This window comes from Pseudomonas pergaminensis, from assembly GCF_024112395.2.
GTDB classification, from domain to species: Bacteria; Pseudomonadota; Gammaproteobacteria; order Pseudomonadales; family Pseudomonadaceae; genus Aquipseudomonas; species Aquipseudomonas pergaminensis.
The window spans coordinates 1733759-1752649 of record NZ_CP078013.2 but is presented as its reverse complement, the minus strand read 5'-3'; the positions used below and the strand labels follow the sequence as shown (position 1 = coordinate 1752649).

At 60.4% G+C, this 18891-nt stretch carries 15 protein-coding genes; 4 read left to right on the top strand and 11 right to left on the bottom strand.

The window, feature by feature from the left end:
• Positions 1–75 precede the first annotated feature (75 nt).
• Both nagZ and psrA read right to left on the bottom strand, forming a co-directional pair.
• A complete protein-coding gene (gene nagZ / locus KUA23_RS07935; RefSeq protein WP_177409521.1) occupies positions 76–1074 on the bottom strand; it encodes a beta-N-acetylhexosaminidase in 999 nt (332 codons plus the stop codon).
• A gap of 148 nt (positions 1075–1222) precedes the next feature.
• Positions 1223–1930 carry a transcriptional regulator PsrA gene (psrA, locus tag KUA23_RS07930; protein ID WP_100491282.1) on the bottom strand — a complete coding sequence of 236 codons (708 nt, stop codon included), beginning with the start codon at positions 1928–1930 and terminating at the stop codon, positions 1223–1225.
• A 263-nt stretch (positions 1931–2193) separates the two neighbouring features.
• Here psrA and lexA point away from each other — a divergent pair, with 263 nt between their 5' ends.
• Positions 2194–2802 carry a transcriptional repressor LexA gene (lexA, locus tag KUA23_RS07925; RefSeq protein ID WP_003172575.1) on the top strand — a complete coding sequence of 203 codons (609 nt, stop codon included), beginning with the start codon at positions 2194–2196 and terminating at the stop codon, positions 2800–2802.
• A 10-nt stretch (positions 2803–2812) separates the two neighbouring features.
• Entirely contained in the window at positions 2813–3286 is a 474-nt protein-coding gene (sulA, locus tag KUA23_RS07920) for an SOS-induced cell division inhibitor SulA (RefSeq protein ID WP_012722849.1), read from the top strand.
• A 231-nt stretch (positions 3287–3517) separates the two neighbouring features.
• Here the strand turns inward: sulA and KUA23_RS07915 are convergent, their stop codons facing one another.
• From KUA23_RS07915 to KUA23_RS07885, 7 genes are all read right to left on the bottom strand, one after another.
• Positions 3518–3751 carry a hypothetical protein gene (locus KUA23_RS07915; protein WP_014717511.1) on the bottom strand — a complete coding sequence of 78 codons (234 nt, stop codon included), beginning with the start codon at positions 3749–3751 and terminating at the stop codon, positions 3518–3520.
• A 178-nt stretch (positions 3752–3929) separates the two neighbouring features.
• Positions 3930–4451 (bottom strand): DUF6586 family protein, encoded by a 522-nt coding sequence (locus tag KUA23_RS07910; protein ID WP_058425064.1) that lies wholly within the window; start codon positions 4449–4451, stop codon positions 3930–3932.
• 126 nt (positions 4452–4577) lie between these two features.
• Positions 4578–7199 (bottom strand): type I DNA topoisomerase, encoded by a 2622-nt coding sequence (gene topA / locus KUA23_RS07905; RefSeq protein WP_099494401.1) that lies wholly within the window; start codon positions 7197–7199, stop codon positions 4578–4580.
• 114 nt (positions 7200–7313) lie between these two features.
• Positions 7314–7550, bottom strand: coding sequence for a DUF1653 domain-containing protein (locus KUA23_RS07900; RefSeq protein WP_078047427.1), 237 nt, complete (start codon positions 7548–7550; stop codon positions 7314–7316).
• Between the two features lie 96 nt (positions 7551–7646).
• The gene (gene fadA / locus KUA23_RS07895; RefSeq protein ID WP_099494400.1) at positions 7647–8822 is read right to left on the bottom strand and encodes an acetyl-CoA C-acyltransferase FadA; all 1176 of its coding nucleotides are present in this window, start codon (positions 8820–8822) and stop codon (positions 7647–7649) included.
• Between the two features lie 29 nt (positions 8823–8851).
• The gene (gene fadB, locus KUA23_RS07890) at positions 8852–10999 is read right to left on the bottom strand and encodes a fatty acid oxidation complex subunit alpha FadB (protein ID WP_099494399.1); all 2148 of its coding nucleotides are present in this window, start codon (positions 10997–10999) and stop codon (positions 8852–8854) included.
• Positions 11000–11618: 619 nt separating this feature from the next.
• Positions 11619–12056 carry a hypothetical protein gene (locus KUA23_RS07885; protein ID WP_100491284.1) on the bottom strand — a complete coding sequence of 146 codons (438 nt, stop codon included), beginning with the start codon at positions 12054–12056 and terminating at the stop codon, positions 11619–11621.
• Positions 12057–12161: 105 nt separating this feature from the next.
• Between KUA23_RS07885 and KUA23_RS07880 the strand changes: the two genes are divergently transcribed.
• Positions 12162–12602: a universal stress protein gene (locus KUA23_RS07880; RefSeq protein WP_252993688.1), complete on the top strand. Its 441-nt coding sequence runs from the start codon at positions 12162–12164 to the stop codon at positions 12600–12602.
• Positions 12603–12760: 158 nt separating this feature from the next.
• Here KUA23_RS07880 and KUA23_RS07875 read toward each other — a convergent pair whose 3' ends face one another.
• Entirely contained in the window at positions 12761–14683 is a 1923-nt protein-coding gene (locus tag KUA23_RS07875; protein WP_078047423.1) for an ATP-binding cassette domain-containing protein, read from the bottom strand.
• A gap of 213 nt (positions 14684–14896) precedes the next feature.
• Between KUA23_RS07875 and KUA23_RS07870 the strand changes: the two genes are divergently transcribed.
• Positions 14897–16825 (top strand): transglycosylase SLT domain-containing protein, encoded by a 1929-nt coding sequence (locus KUA23_RS07870; protein WP_099494397.1) that lies wholly within the window; start codon positions 14897–14899, stop codon positions 16823–16825.
• Positions 16826–16918: 93 nt separating this feature from the next.
• Here the strand turns inward: KUA23_RS07870 and KUA23_RS07865 are convergent, their stop codons facing one another.
• Positions 16919–18703: an ABC transporter transmembrane domain-containing protein gene (locus tag KUA23_RS07865; RefSeq protein ID WP_177409468.1), complete on the bottom strand. Its 1785-nt coding sequence runs from the start codon at positions 18701–18703 to the stop codon at positions 16919–16921.
• Between the last annotated feature and the right edge of the window lie 188 nt (positions 18704–18891).

Genomic DNA, 18891 nt, shown 5'->3' with positions numbered 1-18891 from the left:
ACTTGACTGCATTCCAAAGTTGGAACTCGGTCGAATGTGGGAGCGGGCTTGCTCGCGAAGGCCGCGCCGCGGTGTTCAGCCAATCAGTTGAGCATCCCGCAACGCCGTCAGCGCCGCCAGCCAACGCGGATCCTGCTTGTAGTCCGTCGAAGCCATTGCCTGCCCACGCATCCGCGCAATGCGCGCCGACGGTGTGACCTTCATCCGCTGTGCCGCACTCAACGCCAACTCAGCCGCCGCACGATCGTTGCACACCAGCCCCATATCGCAACCGGCCGTCAGCGCCGCTTCAATGCGGCTGGCTGCATCACCGACCACATGTGCACCCGCCATGGACAGGTCATCACTGAAAATCACCCCATCGAACTGCAACTCACCGCGCAGGATGTCCTGCAACCAGCGGCGCGAGAAGCCGGCAGGCTGGGCGTCGACTTGCGGGTAGATGACATGGGCAGGCATGACGGCGGCCAGTTGCCGGCTCAAGCGTGCGAAAGGCACCAGGTCGTTGGCACGAATCTCTTCCAGGCTGCGTTCGTCATTGGGAATCGCGACGTGGGAATCGGCCTCGGCCCAACCATGGCCCGGGAAGTGTTTACCGGTGGCGGCCATGCCGGCGCTGTTCATGCCACGGATGAACGCGCCCGCCAGCACGGCAGCACGCTCAGGGTCGCCTTCGAAGGCGCGGGTGCCGACTACGGCGCTGCGTTGATAGTCCAGATCGAGTACCGGGGCGAAGCTCAGGTCCAGGCCCACGGCCAGCACTTCAGTGGCCATGATCCAGCCGCACTGCTCGGCCAGGAATTGCGCGTTGGGGTTATCCGCCAGCGCACGCATGGCCGGCAGACGTACAAAGCCCTGGCGCAGGCGCTGCACGCGACCGCCTTCCTGGTCGACGGCCAACAGCAGGTCCGGGCGCACGGCACGAATCGCCGCGCTCAACTCCCGCACTTGGCGCGGATGCTCGATATTGCGCGCGAAAATGATCAGGCCACCCACTTCAGGCTGGCGCAGCAGGTGGCGATCCTCGGCCGTCAGCCAGGTACCGGCAACGTCGACCATCAAAGAGCCTTGCAGGGCAGCAGTCATAAAACTTCCTTATAGAACGCACACAACCCGTTGCCCTCACCAGGCACAGTGAGCACAACGGGTTGTGAGTAAATAGCTGAATTCGGCATGGGCCGCTAGCTTAGCGGATGCAAGCGGCTGCGCACACCCGGGTCGGTCAAACCTTGGCGGGGACTGGCACGGATTTGCTGCGCGGGCGCAATTGGGCTGCGGCCATGGCCGGGTCGGTCACGCCGGTCTCGGCACGCATGCCAGCCGCCAGGAACGGCACCATCAGGCGCATGACCTGCTCAATGGAGGTGTTCACGCCGAAATCGGTTTCGGCAATGGCCCGCAACGCCTTGATCCCGGACATGCTGAACGCGGCGGCACCGAGCATGAAGTGCACACGCCAGAACAGTTCGATAGGCGGAATACGCGGGGCGGCCTCGTTGACCAGCAACATGTAGCGACGAAATACCTTGCCGTACATGTCTTCCAGGTAACGCCGCAAGTGACCCTGGCTCTGGCTGAACGCCAGGCCTAGCAGGCGCATGAAGATCGACAGGTCGTTGCCGCTGCGGGGCTGAACCACCAACGCTTGTTCGACGAGTATTTCCAGCAGGTCTTCCAGTGTCGGCTTGTGGTCGGCCTTGGCTTGGCGACGCTCGAGCTCACGGTCAAGGCTGGCGCAGAAGGGCCCCAGGAAGCGCGAGAACACCGCCTGGATCAGGGCTTTCTTCGAGCCGAAATGGTAGTTCACGGCAGCCAGGTTGACCCCAGCCTTGCTGGTGATCAGCCGCAATGAAGTTTCAGCAAATCCTTTTTCCGCGAACAACTGCTCGGCAGCATCGAGAATGCGTTCAACGGTTTCCGACTGGGCCATGGCTACTCCGCCTGACAAACACTTGTTTGAAACATACGTTTCAGGTTGTGTCTTGTCAAGCCTGCGGGTCCGCTTTCCGGCTGGGCAGTCATGTATTTCATCGCTATTTAATCACATCACCAGCGGTCTGTAGGCAGCGCTATCTCTACGTTGTAGGAAGCGCGTCCGATGACCGTCCAGCGGAGTCATGGAAAAGGATGATTGCCAAGCGCAGTTCACTGTATATAATCCCAGTCACTGTATAAAAAGACAGAGCGATCAACATGCTAAAACTGACGCCACGCCAAGCTGAGATTCTGGCTTTTATCAAGCGCTGCCTCGATGACAACGGCTACCCGCCGACGCGAGCGGAAATTGCGCTGGAACTGGGGTTCAAGTCCCCCAACGCCGCCGAGGAACACCTCAAGGCCCTCGCTCGCAAAGGCGCGATCGAGATGACCCCCGGTGCTTCTCGCGGTATTCGCATCCCTGGCTTCGAAGCCAAGGCCGACGAATCGACCCTGCCGATCATCGGCCGTGTCGCTGCCGGTGCGCCGATACTGGCGCAGCAGCATGTCGAGGAGTCCTGCAACATCAACCCCACCTTCTTCCACCCTCGCGCCGACTACCTGTTGCGGGTCCATGGCATGAGCATGAAGGACGTGGGCATCTTCGATGGCGACCTGCTGGCCGTCCACACCACCCGCGAAGCCCGTAATGGCCAGATCGTCGTTGCCCGTATCGGCGACGAAGTCACCGTCAAACGCTTCAAGCGCGAAGGCAGCAAGGTCTGGCTCCTGGCCGAGAACCCTGAGTTCGCCCCGATTGAAGTGAACCTGAAAGATCAGGACCTGGTGATCGAAGGCTTGAGCGTCGGCGTCATTCGCCGCTAAAGGAGGCATCATGCAGCTCGTGCACACCCCACAACACACACAACTGTCGCTGTTCGAGGCCTTCATGGCCCAACCTCTTGCGCCCATTCTCAAGGAAACGATCGAAGCGCCCTGGAGCGCCGAGCCTGAGGCGTTCAGTGAATTGTCGTTGCGCGGTGCAGCTGGGAGCTGCCTGAGCCTGCTGGCGCCGATCCTTCGCGAATTGAGCGAAGAGCAGGACGCCCGCTGGCTGACGCTGATCGCCCCACCCGCCAGCCTGACCCAGGCCTGGCTGCGGGACGCCGGCCTCAACCGTGAGCGTATCCTGCTGCTGCAACCACGCGGTGCGCAAAGTGCCCAGCAGTTGACCTGCGAAGCCCTGCGCCTGGGCCGTAGCCATACCGTGGTGAGCTGGTTGAATCCGCTGAACGCTGCGGCCAAGCAACAGCTGATCAGCGCCGCGCGTACGGGCGATGCTCAGAGCTTGAATATTCGATTGGGCTGAGTGCCTGATCGGCCGAAGTCCTGTGACATGCAGGCTTCTGTGGTGAGCGGGCTTGCCCCGCGCTGGGCTGCGAAGCGGCCCCAAAACCAAGCACCGTGGAATACCTGATGTACTGCGTCAATCTATTTAAGGCTGCTGCGCAGCCCAGCGCGGGGCAAGCCCGCTCACTACAAGCAAGCTAGCTCACCAGAGAAGCCTGTCTAAACACCCCAGACTCCTTCACCACAGGGCTCAGTGAAGAACCCGCGGCCCTTCGTCTTTCTCCGGCTCGCCTTCAGCCAGGCGACCTGCCATCTGCACACCTACGCTCAACATGGCTTTGGCCACTTCCACGTGCTGGCCCTGCAGGAACACTTTGGCGTCCTCGGAAAAATCCAGAATGACCAGAGAACCCTCGTCCTCAGCCCGGCGCAGCTCGATTCGGCCGTCAGGCAACTCAACAATTTCCAGAAAGGACGTCGGCATAAAAGTCTGTTCTCCACGAAAGGCCGGGATTATATCAGTCATCCACCCAGCCCCGCAGAGGATCTGAACAGGTTTGTTGACAGCTTGATGAATGGTCGCCGGCTTCGATGGCTACAACGCGTTGCGCCTCACACTCCGAGATACCTGCATCGCCGGCAAGCCGGCTCCTACAAGGAGATCAGCATTCGTTCAGGCCTTCGCGAAAGCGCAGCGCCATCTTTTTCAGTTCCTGACGCCAGCCCTCCAGCTCTTCACGGCTCAACGGCTTGGGTTCTTCCTCTTCCACCGCAACCGCCACGATCAGCGGCTGCGTCACATCGCCCTTGGGCACATGCGGAATACGCGGTGGCTGGAACATATCCGCATGCGCCTTGAGCAAACGCGCCACCCAACTGTCAGGGCTTTGCGCCATTTCGACCAGCTCGGCCAGCTCAGGAATCGCCATCGAATCCAGCACTTCGCGATTCATGATCATTTCCGCACGCGGCGAACCGGCCTGGGGCAGGCGGTAGAACCCGGCGATTTCATGGCACAAGCCCAGCAAGGCGCCGTAAAGGTGGAACAGCGCCGCTTCACGCCCTGCCTGGACCAGCGCGATGGCGTTCATCTCCTTCCCTTCCTCGGCACGGCCAAGGGCTTCCAGGGACAAACCCGCGAAGTAAATTTTCTGATTGGTACGGGTATAGAGTTCGTTGGCCATGACGGCAATCTCCACAACGAATAAGCGTGATGCTGGCTTAACAGTGTCAAGGATCAGCCGAGCGCACTGCAAGCGCAAAAAAAGGCCGCCTATGCAGGCGGCCTTTGTATTTCGCAGATTAGTCGATCAAGCGCCCTGGCGCTTGTCCTCGACCTTCCACTTGCCACCGTCGTAGAACGCTTTCCAGCCAGTCGGCTTGCCGTCTACTTCGGACTGCACGTACTGCTCCTTGGTCTTGCGGCTGTAGCGGATCACGGCCGGGCGACCGTCCGGGTCCTTCTTCGGCGCTTCACACAGGAAGTGGTACTTCGGATCGATCTCGTCCTTGTGCGGCACGATTTCCAGCACCAGCGGTGCGCGGGTCTCGCGGTTTTTCGGGAACTGGCTGGCAGCCAGGAACAGCCCCGAAGCGCCATCACGCAGGATGTAGGTGTCGTTGACCTTCTCGCACTTGAGCTCGGGCATCTTCACCGGGTCCATCTTCGGCGGCGCCGCGTCACCGCTCTTCAGCAGTTTGCGGGTGTTCTTGCACGTCGGGTTGGTGCAGCCGAAGAACTTGCCGAACCGGCCAGTCTTGAGCTGCATCTCGCTGCCGCACTTGTCGCATTCCAGGCTTGGGCCTTCGTAGCCCTTGATGCGGTAGCTGCCTTCTTCGATCTCGTAGCCGTCGCAATCCGGGTTGTTACCGCAGATGTGCAGCTTGTGCTTCTCATCGAGCAGGTAAGCATCCATCGCAGTGCTGCAGATCGGGCAGCGGTGCTTGCCACGCAGTACCAGCGACTCGGATTCACCCTCGTCGTCCGCAGCGATTTCATCGCCCGGCACCAGGTTGACCGTGGCCTTGCAGCGCTCTTTCGGCGGCAGGCTGTAGCCCGAGCAACCGAGGAACACGCCGGTGGACGCGGTACGAATCTGCATCGGACGGCCGCAGGTCAGGCACGGGATGTCAGTCATCACCGGCTGGTTGGCGCGCATGCCGCTCTCTGGGCTTTCGGCCACTTCGAGTTTCTTCTTGAAGTCGCCGTAGAACTCGTCCAGCACATTTTTCCAGTCGCGCTCGCCCTGAGCCACGTCATCGAGGTTCTCTTCCATGCCGGCGGTGAAGCCGTAGTCCATCAGGTTGGAGAAGCTCTCGGACAGTCGCTCTGTGACGATATCGCCCATCTTTTCCGAATAGAAACGACGGTTGTGCAGCGCCACGTAGCCGCGGTCCTGAATGGTCGAGATGATCGCCGCGTAGGTCGAAGGACGACCGATACCGCGCTTTTCCATCTCTTTGACCAGGCTGGCTTCCGAATAACGCGCCGGCGGCTTGGTGAAGTGCTGGGACGGGTCAAGCTTGATCAGCTTCAACGTATCGCCCTGGGCCATGTCCGGCAGCACGTCATCATCGCCTGGCTTGGCAATTTGCGGCATCACGCGGGTGTAGCCGTCGAACTTGAGGATGCGGCCCTTGGCACGCAGCTCGAAGTCGCCAGCGCCCACGCTCACCGTAGTGGACAGGTATTGCGCCGGCAGCATCTGGCAGGCCAGGAACTGGCGCCAGATCAGCTCGTAGAGGCGCTCAGCATCGCGCTCCATGCCGCTCAGCTTGCTTGGCTCGGTGTTGGCGTCGGACGGACGAATCGCTTCGTGAGCCTCCTGTGCGCCTTCCTTGCTGCTGTAGACGTTTGGCTTCTCCGGCAGGTACTTCTTGCCGAACTCGCTTTCAATATAAGTACGCGCCATCGCGACTGCGTCCACCGACAGGTTGGTGGAGTCGGTACGCATATAAGTGATGTAGCCGGCCTCGTACAAGCGCTGGGCCATCATCATGGTTTTCTTCACACCAAAGCCCAGGCGGTTACTCGCGGCCTGTTGCAGGGTGGACGTGATGAACGGCGCCGATGGCTTGCTGCTGGTCGGTTTGTCTTCACGCTTGACGATGCTGTAGCTGGAAGACTTGAGCTTCTCCAGCGCGGCCATGGCCTGGGCTTCGTTCAGCGGCTTGAAGGCCTCGCCTTTCTCGCGGGCCACTTCAAAGCGCACGTTGGCACCCTTGGCGGTGCCGAGGTCGGCGTGGACTTCCCAGTACTCTTCGGGGATGAACGCACGAATCTCGCGCTCACGCTCCACCACCAGCTTCACCGCAACCGATTGCACACGGCCGGCGGACAGGCCACGGGCGATCTTGGCCCACAGCAGTGGCGAAACCATGTAGCCCACGACGCGGTCGAGGAAGCGCCGGGCCTGCTGGGCGTTGACGCGGTCGATGTCCAGTTCGCCCGGTTTGGAGAAGGCTTCCTGGATGGCTTTCTTGGTGATCTCGTTGAACACCACACGCTTGTAGCGGCTGTCATCACCGCCGATGGCTTCCCGCAGGTGCCAGGCAATGGCTTCCCCTTCGCGGTCCAAGTCCGTTGCGAGATAGATGGTGTCGGCATCTTTGGCGAGCCGGCGCAGCTCTTCGATGACCTTTTCCTTGCCTGGAAGGATTTCGTACTTGGCCTTCCAGCCATGATCCGGGTCCACCCCCATGCGCGAGACCAGCTGCTTGCGCGCTTTCTCTTTAGGGGTAAGTACCGGACCTTCGCCCGCAGCCGCCTTGCCGCGCTTGGCGGCTGGCTCCTTGCTGGCGCTAGCCGAACCGCTGGTGGGCAGGTCTCGGATATGGCCGATACTCGACTTCACCACGTACTCGTTGCCCAAGTACTTGTTGATGGTCTTGGCCTTAGCCGGGGATTCCACAATGACCAGCGATTTGCCCATGGATCGGAAAATTCCTGAATTCGAGAAGTGAAAGGCAGTTGGCGCCTGTCGCGGCAACGCTATATATAGTGGCAACAAGGTGAGGTCAAGCGCAGCATTCTGCGCGACCTGCCGTTATTGCCCTGAAAAAAGACTGGGTTCGGCCTGGACCAAAGCAAAGCGCGGGACCTGCTCGCCGTCAACTTCGACGGTCTCCACAAACATGCTCAATGGGCGCACCCAAAAGCCGTAATCGCCATACAGTGCTTGGTAAAACACCACTTCTTCTTCGGTCTCGGAGTGCCGCGCCACATTGAAAACACGGTACTGCGGACCTTTATAATGCTGGTAGAGCCCTGGTTCGACTTTCATGCTCTGGCCCTCTTACAAAATTTATTAAAAAAAAATTCAAATCTGCCCAAAAACAAAAACCGGGGCACTGGGCCCCGGCTTCCGTCAACCCAACGCTTAGACGCGTTCGAAGACGGTGGAAATGCCTTGGCCGAGACCAATGCACATGGTGGCTACCCCGAGGTTGCCGCCATTCTGCTTCATCACGTTAAGCAAAGTGCCAGAAATCCGTGCACCGGAGCAACCGAATGGGTGACCCAGGGCAATCGCACCGCCGTGCAGGTTAACCTTCTCATTCATCTTGTCGAGCACTTTCAAATCTTTCAGCACGGGCAGGGCCTGCGCAGCGAAAGCTTCGTTGAGCTCGAAGAAGTCGATGTCGTTGATGGTCAGGCCTGCGCGCTTCAAAGCTTTTTGTGTGGCCGGTACTGGACCATAGCCCATGATTGCCGGGTCCACACCCGCCACGGCCATCGAACGGATCACGGCCAGCGGCTGGATACCCAGGTCTTGGGCACGCTGCGCCGACATCACGATCATGCACGAGGCACCGTCGGTGATTTGCGACGAAGTACCGGCTGTCACGGTGCCGCCCTTTGGATTGAAGGCCGGCTTGAGCGCCGCCAGGCTTTCCAGGGTGGTGTCCGGACGAATGGTTTCGTCGTAGTCGAACAGTTTCAGGAAACCGTTCTCGTCATAACCGTTCATCGGGATGATTTCATCCTTGAACTTGCCTTCCACGGTCGCCTTGTGGGCGAGCTGGTGGGAACGCAGGCCGAACGCGTCCTGGGCTTCGCGGGTAATGCCGTGCATTTTGCCGAGCATTTCCGCAGTCAGGCCCATCATGCCCGAGGCTTTAGCCGCATACAGCGACATGTGCGGGTTAGGGTCGACGCCGTGCATCATGCTGACGTGGCCCATGTGCTCCACGCCACCGACCACGAACACATCACCGTTGCCGGTCATGATCGCCTGGGCGGCCGTGTGCAGTGCGCTCATCGACGAACCGCACAGACGGCTCACGGTCTGGCCAGCGGCGGTGTGCGGGATCTGGGTCATCAACGACGCCATGCGCGCGATGTTCCAGCCCTGCTCCAGGGTCTGGTTGACGCAGCCCCAGATCACGTCCTCGACTTCGGTCGGGTCGACCTTGACGTTGCGCTCCAGCAACTTGCTGATCAGGTGTGCCGACATGTCTTCGGCACGGGTGTTGCGGTGCATGCCGCCCTTGGAGCGGCCCATCGGTGTGCGACCGAAGTCGACAATCACCACGTCTCTTGGATTCAAGCTCATAAATATTCTCGCTCTAGTCGTCTGGGCGCTTAACCGAAGAAGCTCTGGCCGTTCTTGGCCATTTCACGCAGCTTCGCGGTCGGGTGGTACAGCGGGCCCAAATCAGCGTATTTGTCAGCCAGGGCAACGAACTCAGCCACACCGATCGAGTCGATGTAACGCAGCGCACCACCACGGAATGGAGGGAAACCAATACCGTACACCAGGCCCATATCGGCTTCGGCAGCGGTCTCGACGATGCCGTCTTCCAGGCAGCGTACGGTTTCCAGGCACAGGGCGATCATCATCCAGTTGATGATGTCCTCGTCCGACACCTCACGCTGTTCGTAGATGACCGGCGCCAGTACTTCGTGCACCGAAGGGTCGGCCACTTTCTTCTGCTTGCCCTTCTTGTCCGCCTCGTAGGCGTAGAAGCCCTTGCCGTTCTTCTGGCCCAGGCGCTTGGCCTCGTACAGCGCGTCGATCGCCGAACGGCGGTCGTCTTTCATGCGGTCCGGAAAGCCTTCAGCCATCACGTCACGACCGTGGTGACCGGTGTCGATGCCAACCACGTCCATCAGGTACGCCGGGCCCATCGGCCAGCCGAATTTTTCCATGACCTTGTCGATGCGCACGAAGTCCACACCGGCACTGACCAGCTTGGCGAAACCGCCGAAGTACGGGAACAGCACGCGGTTGACCAGGAAGCCCGGGCAGTCATTGACCACGATCGGGTTCTTGCCCATTTTCTTGGCGTAGGCAACGGTGGTGGCAATGGCCAGCTCGCTGGACTTCTCACCACGGATCACTTCCACCAGCGGCATCATGTGCACCGGGTTGAAGAAGTGCATGCCGACGAAGTTTTCCGGACGCTTGAGGGCCTTGGCCAGCAGCGAGATGGAAATGGTCGAGGTGTTGGAGGCCAGGATGGTGTCGTCTTTGACCTGGGCTTCCACTTCGGCCAGAACGGCTTGCTTGACCTTCGGGTTCTCGACAACCGCTTCGACCACCAGGTCGACGTGGCCGAAATCACCGTAGGACAGCGTAGGACGAATGCCGTTAAGCACTTCAGCCATTTTCGCGGCAGTCATGCGACCTTTGTCCACACGACCGACCAGCAGCTTGGCGGCTTCTGCCAGGCCTTGCTCGATACCGTGCTCGTTGATGTCCTTCATCAGGATCGGCGTGCCTTTGGACGCCGACTGATAGGCGATACCGCCGCCCATGATACCGGCGCCGAGTACGGCAGCCTGTTTCACGTCGCGGGCAATCTCGTCGTAGGCCTTGGCCTTTTTCTTCAGCTCCTGATCGTTCAGGAACAGGCCGATCAGGCTTTGGGCCGCCGAGGTTTTCGCCAGTTTGACGAAGCCAGCAGCTTCTACTTCCAGGGCTTTGTCGCGACCGAAGTTCGCGGCTTTCTGGATGGTCTTGATCGCTTCAACCGGCGCCGGGTAGTTCGGGCCGGCCTGGCCAGCCACGAAACCCTTGGCGGTTTCGAACGACATCATTTGTTCGATGGCGTTGAGCTTGAGTTTTTCCAGCTTCGGCTGACGCTTGGCCTTGTAGTCAAATTCGCCGCTGATGGCGCCCTTGATCAGGTTCAGTGCGGCTTCGGCCAGTTTGTCCGGGGCAACCACAGCGTCGACGGCTCCGACTTTGAGGGCGTCTTCAGCTTTGTTTTCCTTGCCAGCGGCAATCCACTCGATGGCGTTGTCGGCACCGATCAGGCGCGGCAAGCGCACGGTGCCGCCGAAGCCTGGGTAGATGCCCAGCTTGACTTCGGGCAGGCCGATCTTGGCTGTGGCCGACATGACGCGGAAGTCTGCAGCCAGGCACATTTCCAGGCCGCCGCCCAGCGCGATGCCATTGATGGCAGCCACGGTGGGAACATTGAGGTCTTCGAAATCGCTGAAAATCTTGTTGGCTTCGAGGTTGCCAGCCACCAGCTCGGCATCGGGCAGCTTGAAGTTGTCGACGAATTCGGTGATGTCAGCGCCGACGATAAACACGTCCTTGCCGCTGGAAACGATCACGCCCTTGACCGAAGCATCTGCTTTGATGGTGTCTACGGCCTGACGCAATTCATTCAGGGTTAGACGGTTGAACTTGTTGACGGACTCACCCTTGAGGTCGAACTTCAGTTCGACGATGCCACTTTCAAGAGCCTTAACCGTGATGGCTTTACCTTCGTAAATCATCAACTGATCTCCACGATATGGAAGCTGAACAGTACACATTGGACGCTGGCCTCTGGTTGGACACTGACCGTTGCGTCAATGCTCATGCCAATCCGCCAGGCACACCCGCCAATGCGATAGTCGGGGTTCTGTATGAGCAGTCTGACAGACAAACGCTCAATTCATACGCCCGTTTGATTTGGGTACGCCACCTTCATCCAATTCCGGACAATTGTCAATGGCTCGAAAGGCTAGGAAAAACGCGACTTTCCAGTCATTTCAGAACCCCGGCCCTAAGCCCGTGATTCATCAATATTCAAATATTCACGAAATCAATAATAGAAAAGATGCGGGAAAAAGCTGTACAGAAGCGGATATGCCGCTAGGCTAGCGACAACCGTAACGCGCCTGGATGAACATCCGACGCGGGTACCACAGGTTTACCGGCCTGCCTGGCCAACTCCAGCCCGATGATGATGTCGGGCTTTTTATTGCCTGCCGTTTTCCATGATTTGCACGCCCTTTGTAGGAGCCCGGCTTGCCGACGATGGGGCCCGCAAACATTGCGCCAATCTTGAGAACGCCATCGCCGGCAAGCCGGGCTCCTACAGGGGGTTGTCGCAGGCCGCCAGGGTCGGTGTCAGGCCAAGGCCTTGAGCAGCGTATCGATAGCCTTCAACACGCTCGCCTCACCCTTCTCGCCCCAATACAAGGCGATCATCTGCTTGTCGGCCTCGACCTTGTAGACGTTGGCCGGCAGCGTTGCAAAATGCGGCAACAACTTCTCATCCACGCACACTTCGCGCCACTGATTGACCCACACCCCCGGCTCCAACTGCCAGTAACTCCAGATCGCCGGGGTGCTGCCCCGCCGTGGCCGGCAGTACTGAGCGCAGGGGCTCGGCGGCTCTGGCTTGAGCCAGTGCGGCCACTCCTGAGGTGCCAATTGCATAGCCAGGCCGATGCGGCGTGCCTCCATGCGCAGGGCCATGCGCCCGCTCTGGTGGCGCGACGGGCGCAGCCATGCCAGGGGGCTCAGAACCACCACAAGGATTGACACCACTATCCAGACCGTCATATGTGTACTCCCGAATTTCTAGATGAGCGGATTTGACCTGACGCAACCCCATCCGCTTGAAAGCAGCCATACTGAACATATTGCAGTCCCTTGGAGGAACGCCTCATGCCCTACCAACATATTCTGGTCGCTGTCGATCTGACCGAAGAGTGCGATCCGGTGATCAAGCGCGCGCAGGAATCTGCATTGGCCAATGGCGCCACACTGTCGCTGGTGCATATCGTCGAGCCCATGGCCATGGCCTTTGGTGGCGACGTGCCCATGGACCTTTCCCAGTTGCAGCAACAACAATTTGACCAGGCCAAGGAGCGCCTGGACCGTTTGATTCTCAAATACCCGCACCTGAAAAAGGAAGACTGCCACCTGACGTACGGCCAACCGCGCCAGGAAATCCACCATCTGGCCAAGGAAAAGGCTTGCGACTTGATCGTGGTGGGTAGCCATGGTCGTCACGGTTTGGCGTTGTTGCTGGGTTCTACAGCCAATGATGTGCTGCATGGTGCGCCGTGCGATGTGCTGGCCGTCAAACTGATCAAAAACGCATAACCCTTGTAGGAGCTGGCTTGCCAGCGATAGCGGACTGTCAGCCATCAGATGTATGGCCTGACAGAATGCAATCGCGGGCAAGCCGGCTCCTATAGGTTCCTATAAAAAACCCGGTGTTCATCAGATGAACACCGGGTTTTTTAATGCACTGGAATCACTCAGGCATCCAGCTCGGCCCAACGCTCAACCAACGCTTCCAGCTCCTGGTTCAATGTTTCCAGGGAGGCGATGACCTTGGCGGTTTCCGCCGCGGGACGCAGGTAGAAGCCCGCGTCAGCCATTTGCGCCTCTACCGCGGCAATCTGCTGTTCCTTGGCGTCGATATCACCCGGCAAGGCTTCCAGTTCCCGTTGCAGCTTGTAGCTGAGCTTTTTCTTGGCCGCCGGCGCAGCGTCCTGGACCGGTGCAGCCTCGGCAACCACAGGCGCCACGACTGCCGAGGTCAAGTCAGCCTTGCCGGACTTGCTTTCGGTCACACCCAGCAAACGCGGCGAACCACCCTGGCGCAGCCAGTCCTGGTAACCACCGACGTATTCACGCACCTTGCCTTCACCTTCGAAGACCAGGGTGCTGGTGACCACGTTGTCGAGGAATGCCCGGTCGTGGCTGACCATGAGCACAGTGCCGTTGAAGGTCAGCAGCACTTCTTCAAGCAGTTCGAGGGTTTCCACGTCGAGGTCGTTGGTCGGTTCGTCGAGTACCAGCAGGTTGGCCGGCTTGCTGAACAGCTTGGCCAGCAGCAGGCGCGCACGCTCGCCACCGGACAAGGCTTTCACCGGTGTACGCGCACGTTGCGGGCTGAACAGGAAGTCGCCCAGGTAGCTCAGCACGTGGCGGCTCTGGCCGTCGATGTCGATAAAGTCGCGGCCTTCGGCGACGTTGTCGATCACGGTTTTTTCCAGGTCCAGCTGGTGGCGCAGCTGGTCGAAGTAGGCCACGTCGATGCGCGTGCCTTCTTCCACGGTGCCGCTGGTCGGTTGCAGACCGCTGAGCATCAGCTTGAGCAAGGTGGTCTTGCCGGTACCGTTGGCGCCCAGCAGGCCGATACGGTCGCCGCGCTGCAGGACCATGGAGAAGTCCTTGATCAGGAACGGGCCATCCGGGTGGTGGAAGCTGACGTTCTCCAGCACCATCACCTGCTTGCCCGACTTGTCGGCGGTGTCCAGCTGGATATTGGCCTTGCCGGTGCGCTCACGACGCTCGCTGCGCTCTACACGCAGGGCCTTCAGGGCACGCACGCGGCCTTCGTTACGGGTGCGACGGGCCTTGATGCCCTGGCGGATCCAGACTTCTTCCTGGGCCAGCTTCTTGTCGAACAGCGCGTTGGCGGTTTCTTCGGCAGCCAGGGCGGCTTCCTTGTGCACCAGGAAGCTGGCGTAGTCGCCGTTCCAGTCGATCAGGCCGCCACGATCAAGTTCAAGGATGCGGGTCGCCAGGTTCTGCAGGAAGGAACGGTCGTGCGTGATGAACAGCACGGCGCCCTGGAAGTCCTTGAGGGCTTCTTCCAGCCAGGCAATCGCGCCGATATCCAAGTGGTTGGTCGGTTCGTCGAGCAGCAGCAGGTCGGGCTCGGACACCAGGGCCTGGGCCAGCAGCACGCGACGACGCCAACCGCCGGACAACTCGGCGAGGGTCTTGTCGGCCGGCAGTTGCAGGCGGCTCAGGGTGCTGTCGACCAGTTGCTGCAGGCGCCAGCCATCACGGGCTTCGAGGTCCTGCTGGACGTGCATCAGCTTGTCCAGGTCTTCTTCGGTGACGCAGTTCTGCGCCAGGTGATGGTATTGCGCAAGCAGCTCACCCACACCGTCCAGGCCTTCGGCAACCACGTCGAACACTGTCCGTCCGTCGGCCACCGGCAATTCTTGCGGCAATTCGCCAATCTTGAGGCCCGGGGCGCGCCATACAGAGCCGTCGTCGGGCTTCTGGTCGCCTTTTACCAGCTTCATCATGCTGGATTTGCCGGTGCCGTTGCGGCCGATGATGCACACCCGCTCACCACGGGCGATCTGCCAGGACACCTTGTCCAACAACGGCATAGCGCCGAAAGCAAGGGACACATCGCTGAATTTGAGCAGGGTCATACGCTTCTCCAAAAACTGGGCGCGCATTCTACCTGAGTTAGGGGTGGGATGCGGCTGGCATTTTCGCTGTCGACACGTTCTGTAGGACATTTCCAGCGAACTTGAACGAACCGGCCAGCAAAGCTTTCGTAGGCTGCGGGCAAAAGGCTAAGCTAGGGGCAATCAGTGTCGGCGGTGCCGGTGCTAGTCGTGATTTCTCTGCACGGACGTCTCATGCGCAGTCGCCTTTTTAATCTTTTATCTTGTCTGCTTCTCTCTGCCACCGCCGTTCAATCCGCCCAGGCCGTGGACCTCACCACCCAACGTCAATATTACGATGAAGCCAAACGCGCGCTGGCCAAGGGCGATACCGGCCCGTACATGCAATACAGCCAGGCCCTGGCCGATTACCCGCTGACACCGTACCTGGCCTATGACGAACTGACGGCGCGCCTGAAAACCGCGAGCAACCAGGAAATCGAACAGTTCCTCGCCAAAAACGGCGACCTGCCCCAGGCCAACTGGATGAAACTGCGCTGGTTACGCTGGCTGGCCGAGCGTGGCGACTGGCAGACTTTTGAAAAGTACTACGACGCCAAGCTCAATTTCGTCGAGCTGGACTGCCTGCATGGCCAGTACCAACTCACCCACAACTTGAAGGCGGAAGGCTATAAGACCGCCGAAAAACTCTGGATGACTGGCAAGTCCCAACCGGCGGCCTGCGATGTCACCTTCGGCCAGTGGGCGGCAGACGGCCAACTCACCGAACAGAAGATCTGGGACCGCGCCAAGCTCGCCGCCGAAGCGCGCAACTACGCCCTGGCCAACAGCCTGGTGAAAACCCTGCCCACCCTCGGCGCCCAAGGTCGCTTGATGGTGGACGTGGCGCAGAAGCCCGACATGCTCAGCGACCCGTCACGCTTCCTGCCGGCCACTGAGGCCATGTCTGACGCCGTGGGCCTCGGCTTGCGTCGCCTGGCGCGCCAGGATCCGGACAAGGCCATGGCCCTGCTCGACGGCTACGCCAGCAGCATGCACTTCTCGCGTGACGAAAAAGTGTCGATCGCCCGCGAAATCGGCCTCACCCTGGCCAAGCGCTATGACCCGCGCGCCCTCGAGGTGATGACCAAGTACGACCCTGAACTGCGTGACAACACCGTCTCCGAGTGGCGCCTGCGCCTGCTGTTGCGCCTGGCCCGCTGGGAAGATGCCTATCAGTTGACGCGCAAACTCCCACAAGACCTGGCCACCACCAACCGCTGGCGCTACTGGCAGGCCCGCAGCCTGGAACTGGCCGAGCCGAAAAACCCGCAAGCGCTGGTCCTGTACAAGCACCTGTCGCAAGAGCGCGACTTCTACGGCTTCCTCGCGGCGGATCGCTCCAAGGCCCCGTACCAGTTGAAGAACAAACCGCTGCCGATGAGCCAGGCGCTGCTCAACAAGGTGCGCAACACCCCCGGCGTGCGCCGTGCCCTGGAGTTCTACGCCCGAGGCCAGATCGTGGATGGCCGCCGCGAGTGGTACCACGTCAGCCGTCACTTCAACCGCGACGAGATGGTCGCCCAGGCCAAGCTGGCCTACGACATGAAGTGGTACTTCCCGGCGATCCGCACCATCAGCCAGGCGCAGTATTGGGACGACTTGGACATCCGCTTCCCGATGGCCCACCGCGACACGCTGGTGCGTGAAGCCAAGGTACGCGGCCTGCATTCCAGCTGGGTGTTTGCAATCACCCGCCAGGAAAGCGCCTTCATGGACGACGCCCGCTCCGGCGTCGGCGCCAGCGGCCTGATGCAACTCATGCCCGGCACTGCCAAGGAAACCGCGCGCAAGTTCAGCATCCCCCTGGCCTCCCCCGCCCAGGTGCTGGACCCGGACAAAAACATCCAGCTCGGCGCCGCTTACCTTAGCCAGGTGCACAGCCAGTTCAACGGCAACCGCGTGCTCGCCTCCGCCGCCTACAACGCCGGCCCAGGCCGTGTGCGCCAGTGGCTGCGCGGCGCAGACCACCTGAGTTTCGATGTGTGGGTGGAAAGCATCCCGTTCGACGAAACCCGCCAGTATGTGCAGAACGTGCTGTCTTATTCGGTGATCTACGGGCAGAAGCTCAATTCACCCCAGCCGCTGGTGGATTGGCATGAGCGGTATTTTGATGATCAGTAGTAAAGGCATCCTTGAGCGTCAAGCTTGAAGCTTCAAGCTCAATAAAAATGCCCGCATTTCTCAATGCGGGCATTTTTTTATGGGCAGTGAGCGTTAGTGTGTGGCGCTTTCCTCTACCCCATCACTGAACTGCAACGCTGCCAACCGCGCATACAACGGATTGCTCGCAATAAGTTGTTGATGCGTGCCTACCGCCACCAACTTGCCCTGGTCCATCACGGCGATGCGGTCAGCGTTCTTCACCGTGGCCAATCGATGGGCGATGACCAGCGTGGTGCGCCCTTGCATCAGTTGCGGCAGCGCTTGCTGGATCAGGTGTTCGCTCTGGGCATCGAGGGCGCTGGTGGCCTCGTCCAGCAGCAGGATCGGCGCGTCTACCAGCAAGGCGCGGGCGATGGCCAGGCGTTGGCGTTGGCCGCCGGAGAGGCCCATGCCGCCGTCGCCGAGGTGTGTCCGGTAGCCGTCAGGCATTTGCAGGATGAAGTCATGGGCGTGGGCAATGCGCGCGGCGGCTTCGACCTGTTCGAGGGTGGCCGTCGGATTGCCGTAGCGGATGTTCTCTTCGACGCTGCCGAAAAACAGCGCCGGGCTCTGGGACACCAGGGCGAAGTGGCGGCGCAGGTCCATGGGGTCGAGTTCGGTCAGCGGGTGGCCTTCGAGCAGGATGCGGCCATGCTGGGGGTCGTAGAAGCGCAGCAGCAGGTCAAAAATCGTCGACTTGCCCGCGCCGGACGGGCCCACCAGCGCCAGGGTTTCACCGGGGTTGATGGTCAGGTTCAGGCCGTCGATGGCGTAGCTGTCGGGCCGTGAAGGGTAGGAAAAGCGCAGGTCTTGCAGCGCCATGCGGCCACTGACCCGTTCCGGCAGTTGCACGGTACCGGCGGCGGGCGCCTGGATTTCGTTGCTCGACTGCAACAATTCGCCAATCCGCTCGGCGGCACCGGCAGCGCGCTGCAGCTCGCCGAGCACTTCGCTCAGGGTACCGACCGCGCTGCCGACGATCAGGCTATAGAACACAAACGCCGCCAGCTCACCGCCGGAGATGCGCCCGTTGATCACATCCATGCCACCGACCCACAGCATCACACCCACGGCGCCGAGCACCAGCATGATAACCAGGGTAATCAGCCAGGCGCGTTGGGTGATGCGTTTGCGCGCAGTGGTGAAGGCGTCTTCCACGGTCACGGCGAAGCGCTGTTCGTCCTGCACTTGATGGTTGTAGGCCTGCACGGTCTTGATCTGCCCGAGGGTCTCGGACACATAGCTGCCCACATCGGCGATGCGGTCCTGGCTTTGCCGCGACAGGCTGCGTACGCGCCGGCCAAAGATGAGGATCGGCGCCAATACCAGCGGCAGCGCCACTACCACGATACTGGTGAGCTTGGGGTTAGTGACAAACAGCAGCACGATGCCACCGATGACCATCAAGGCATTGCGCAGGAACAGTGACAGCGACGAGCCGATCACCGACTGCAGCAAGGTGGTGTCGGTGGTCAGTCGCGATTGGATTTCCGAACTGCGATTGTTCTCGTAGAAGCCCGGATGCAGGTAGATCAGGTGGTTGAACACTTGCCGGCGGATATCCGCCACCACCCGTTCGCCGATCCAAGACACCAGGTAAAACCGTGCAAAGGTGCCCACTGCCAGGCCCAGCACCAGCACCATGAACAGGCCGATGGACTGATTGAGCAGGTGCGGTGATTGGGTCATAAAGCCCTGGTCCACCAGCAGGCGAATACCCTGCCCCATGGACAAGGTAATGCCTGCGGTGACGATGAGCGCCAACAGGGCGCCGAGGGCGTGCCAGCGGTAGGGCGCAATGAAGCGGCTGGCCAGGCGGATCGCACGGCGTTGACGGACGGAGAACATGGAGGGCATTACCTGCGCAAGGGAGATAAGTATCTACACCACAACATTGGGGGAACTTGGGTAAATAACAATGAGTCAGGTTAATTATGCCCGCCGATGCTGATCCCTAGAGGCTATCGGTCTAACCCCAGGCTGGAAATGTGTAGCGGTTTCTGATGGACTGGGTGTTCGAACCGGTGACCTTGCAGGGAGTTGTA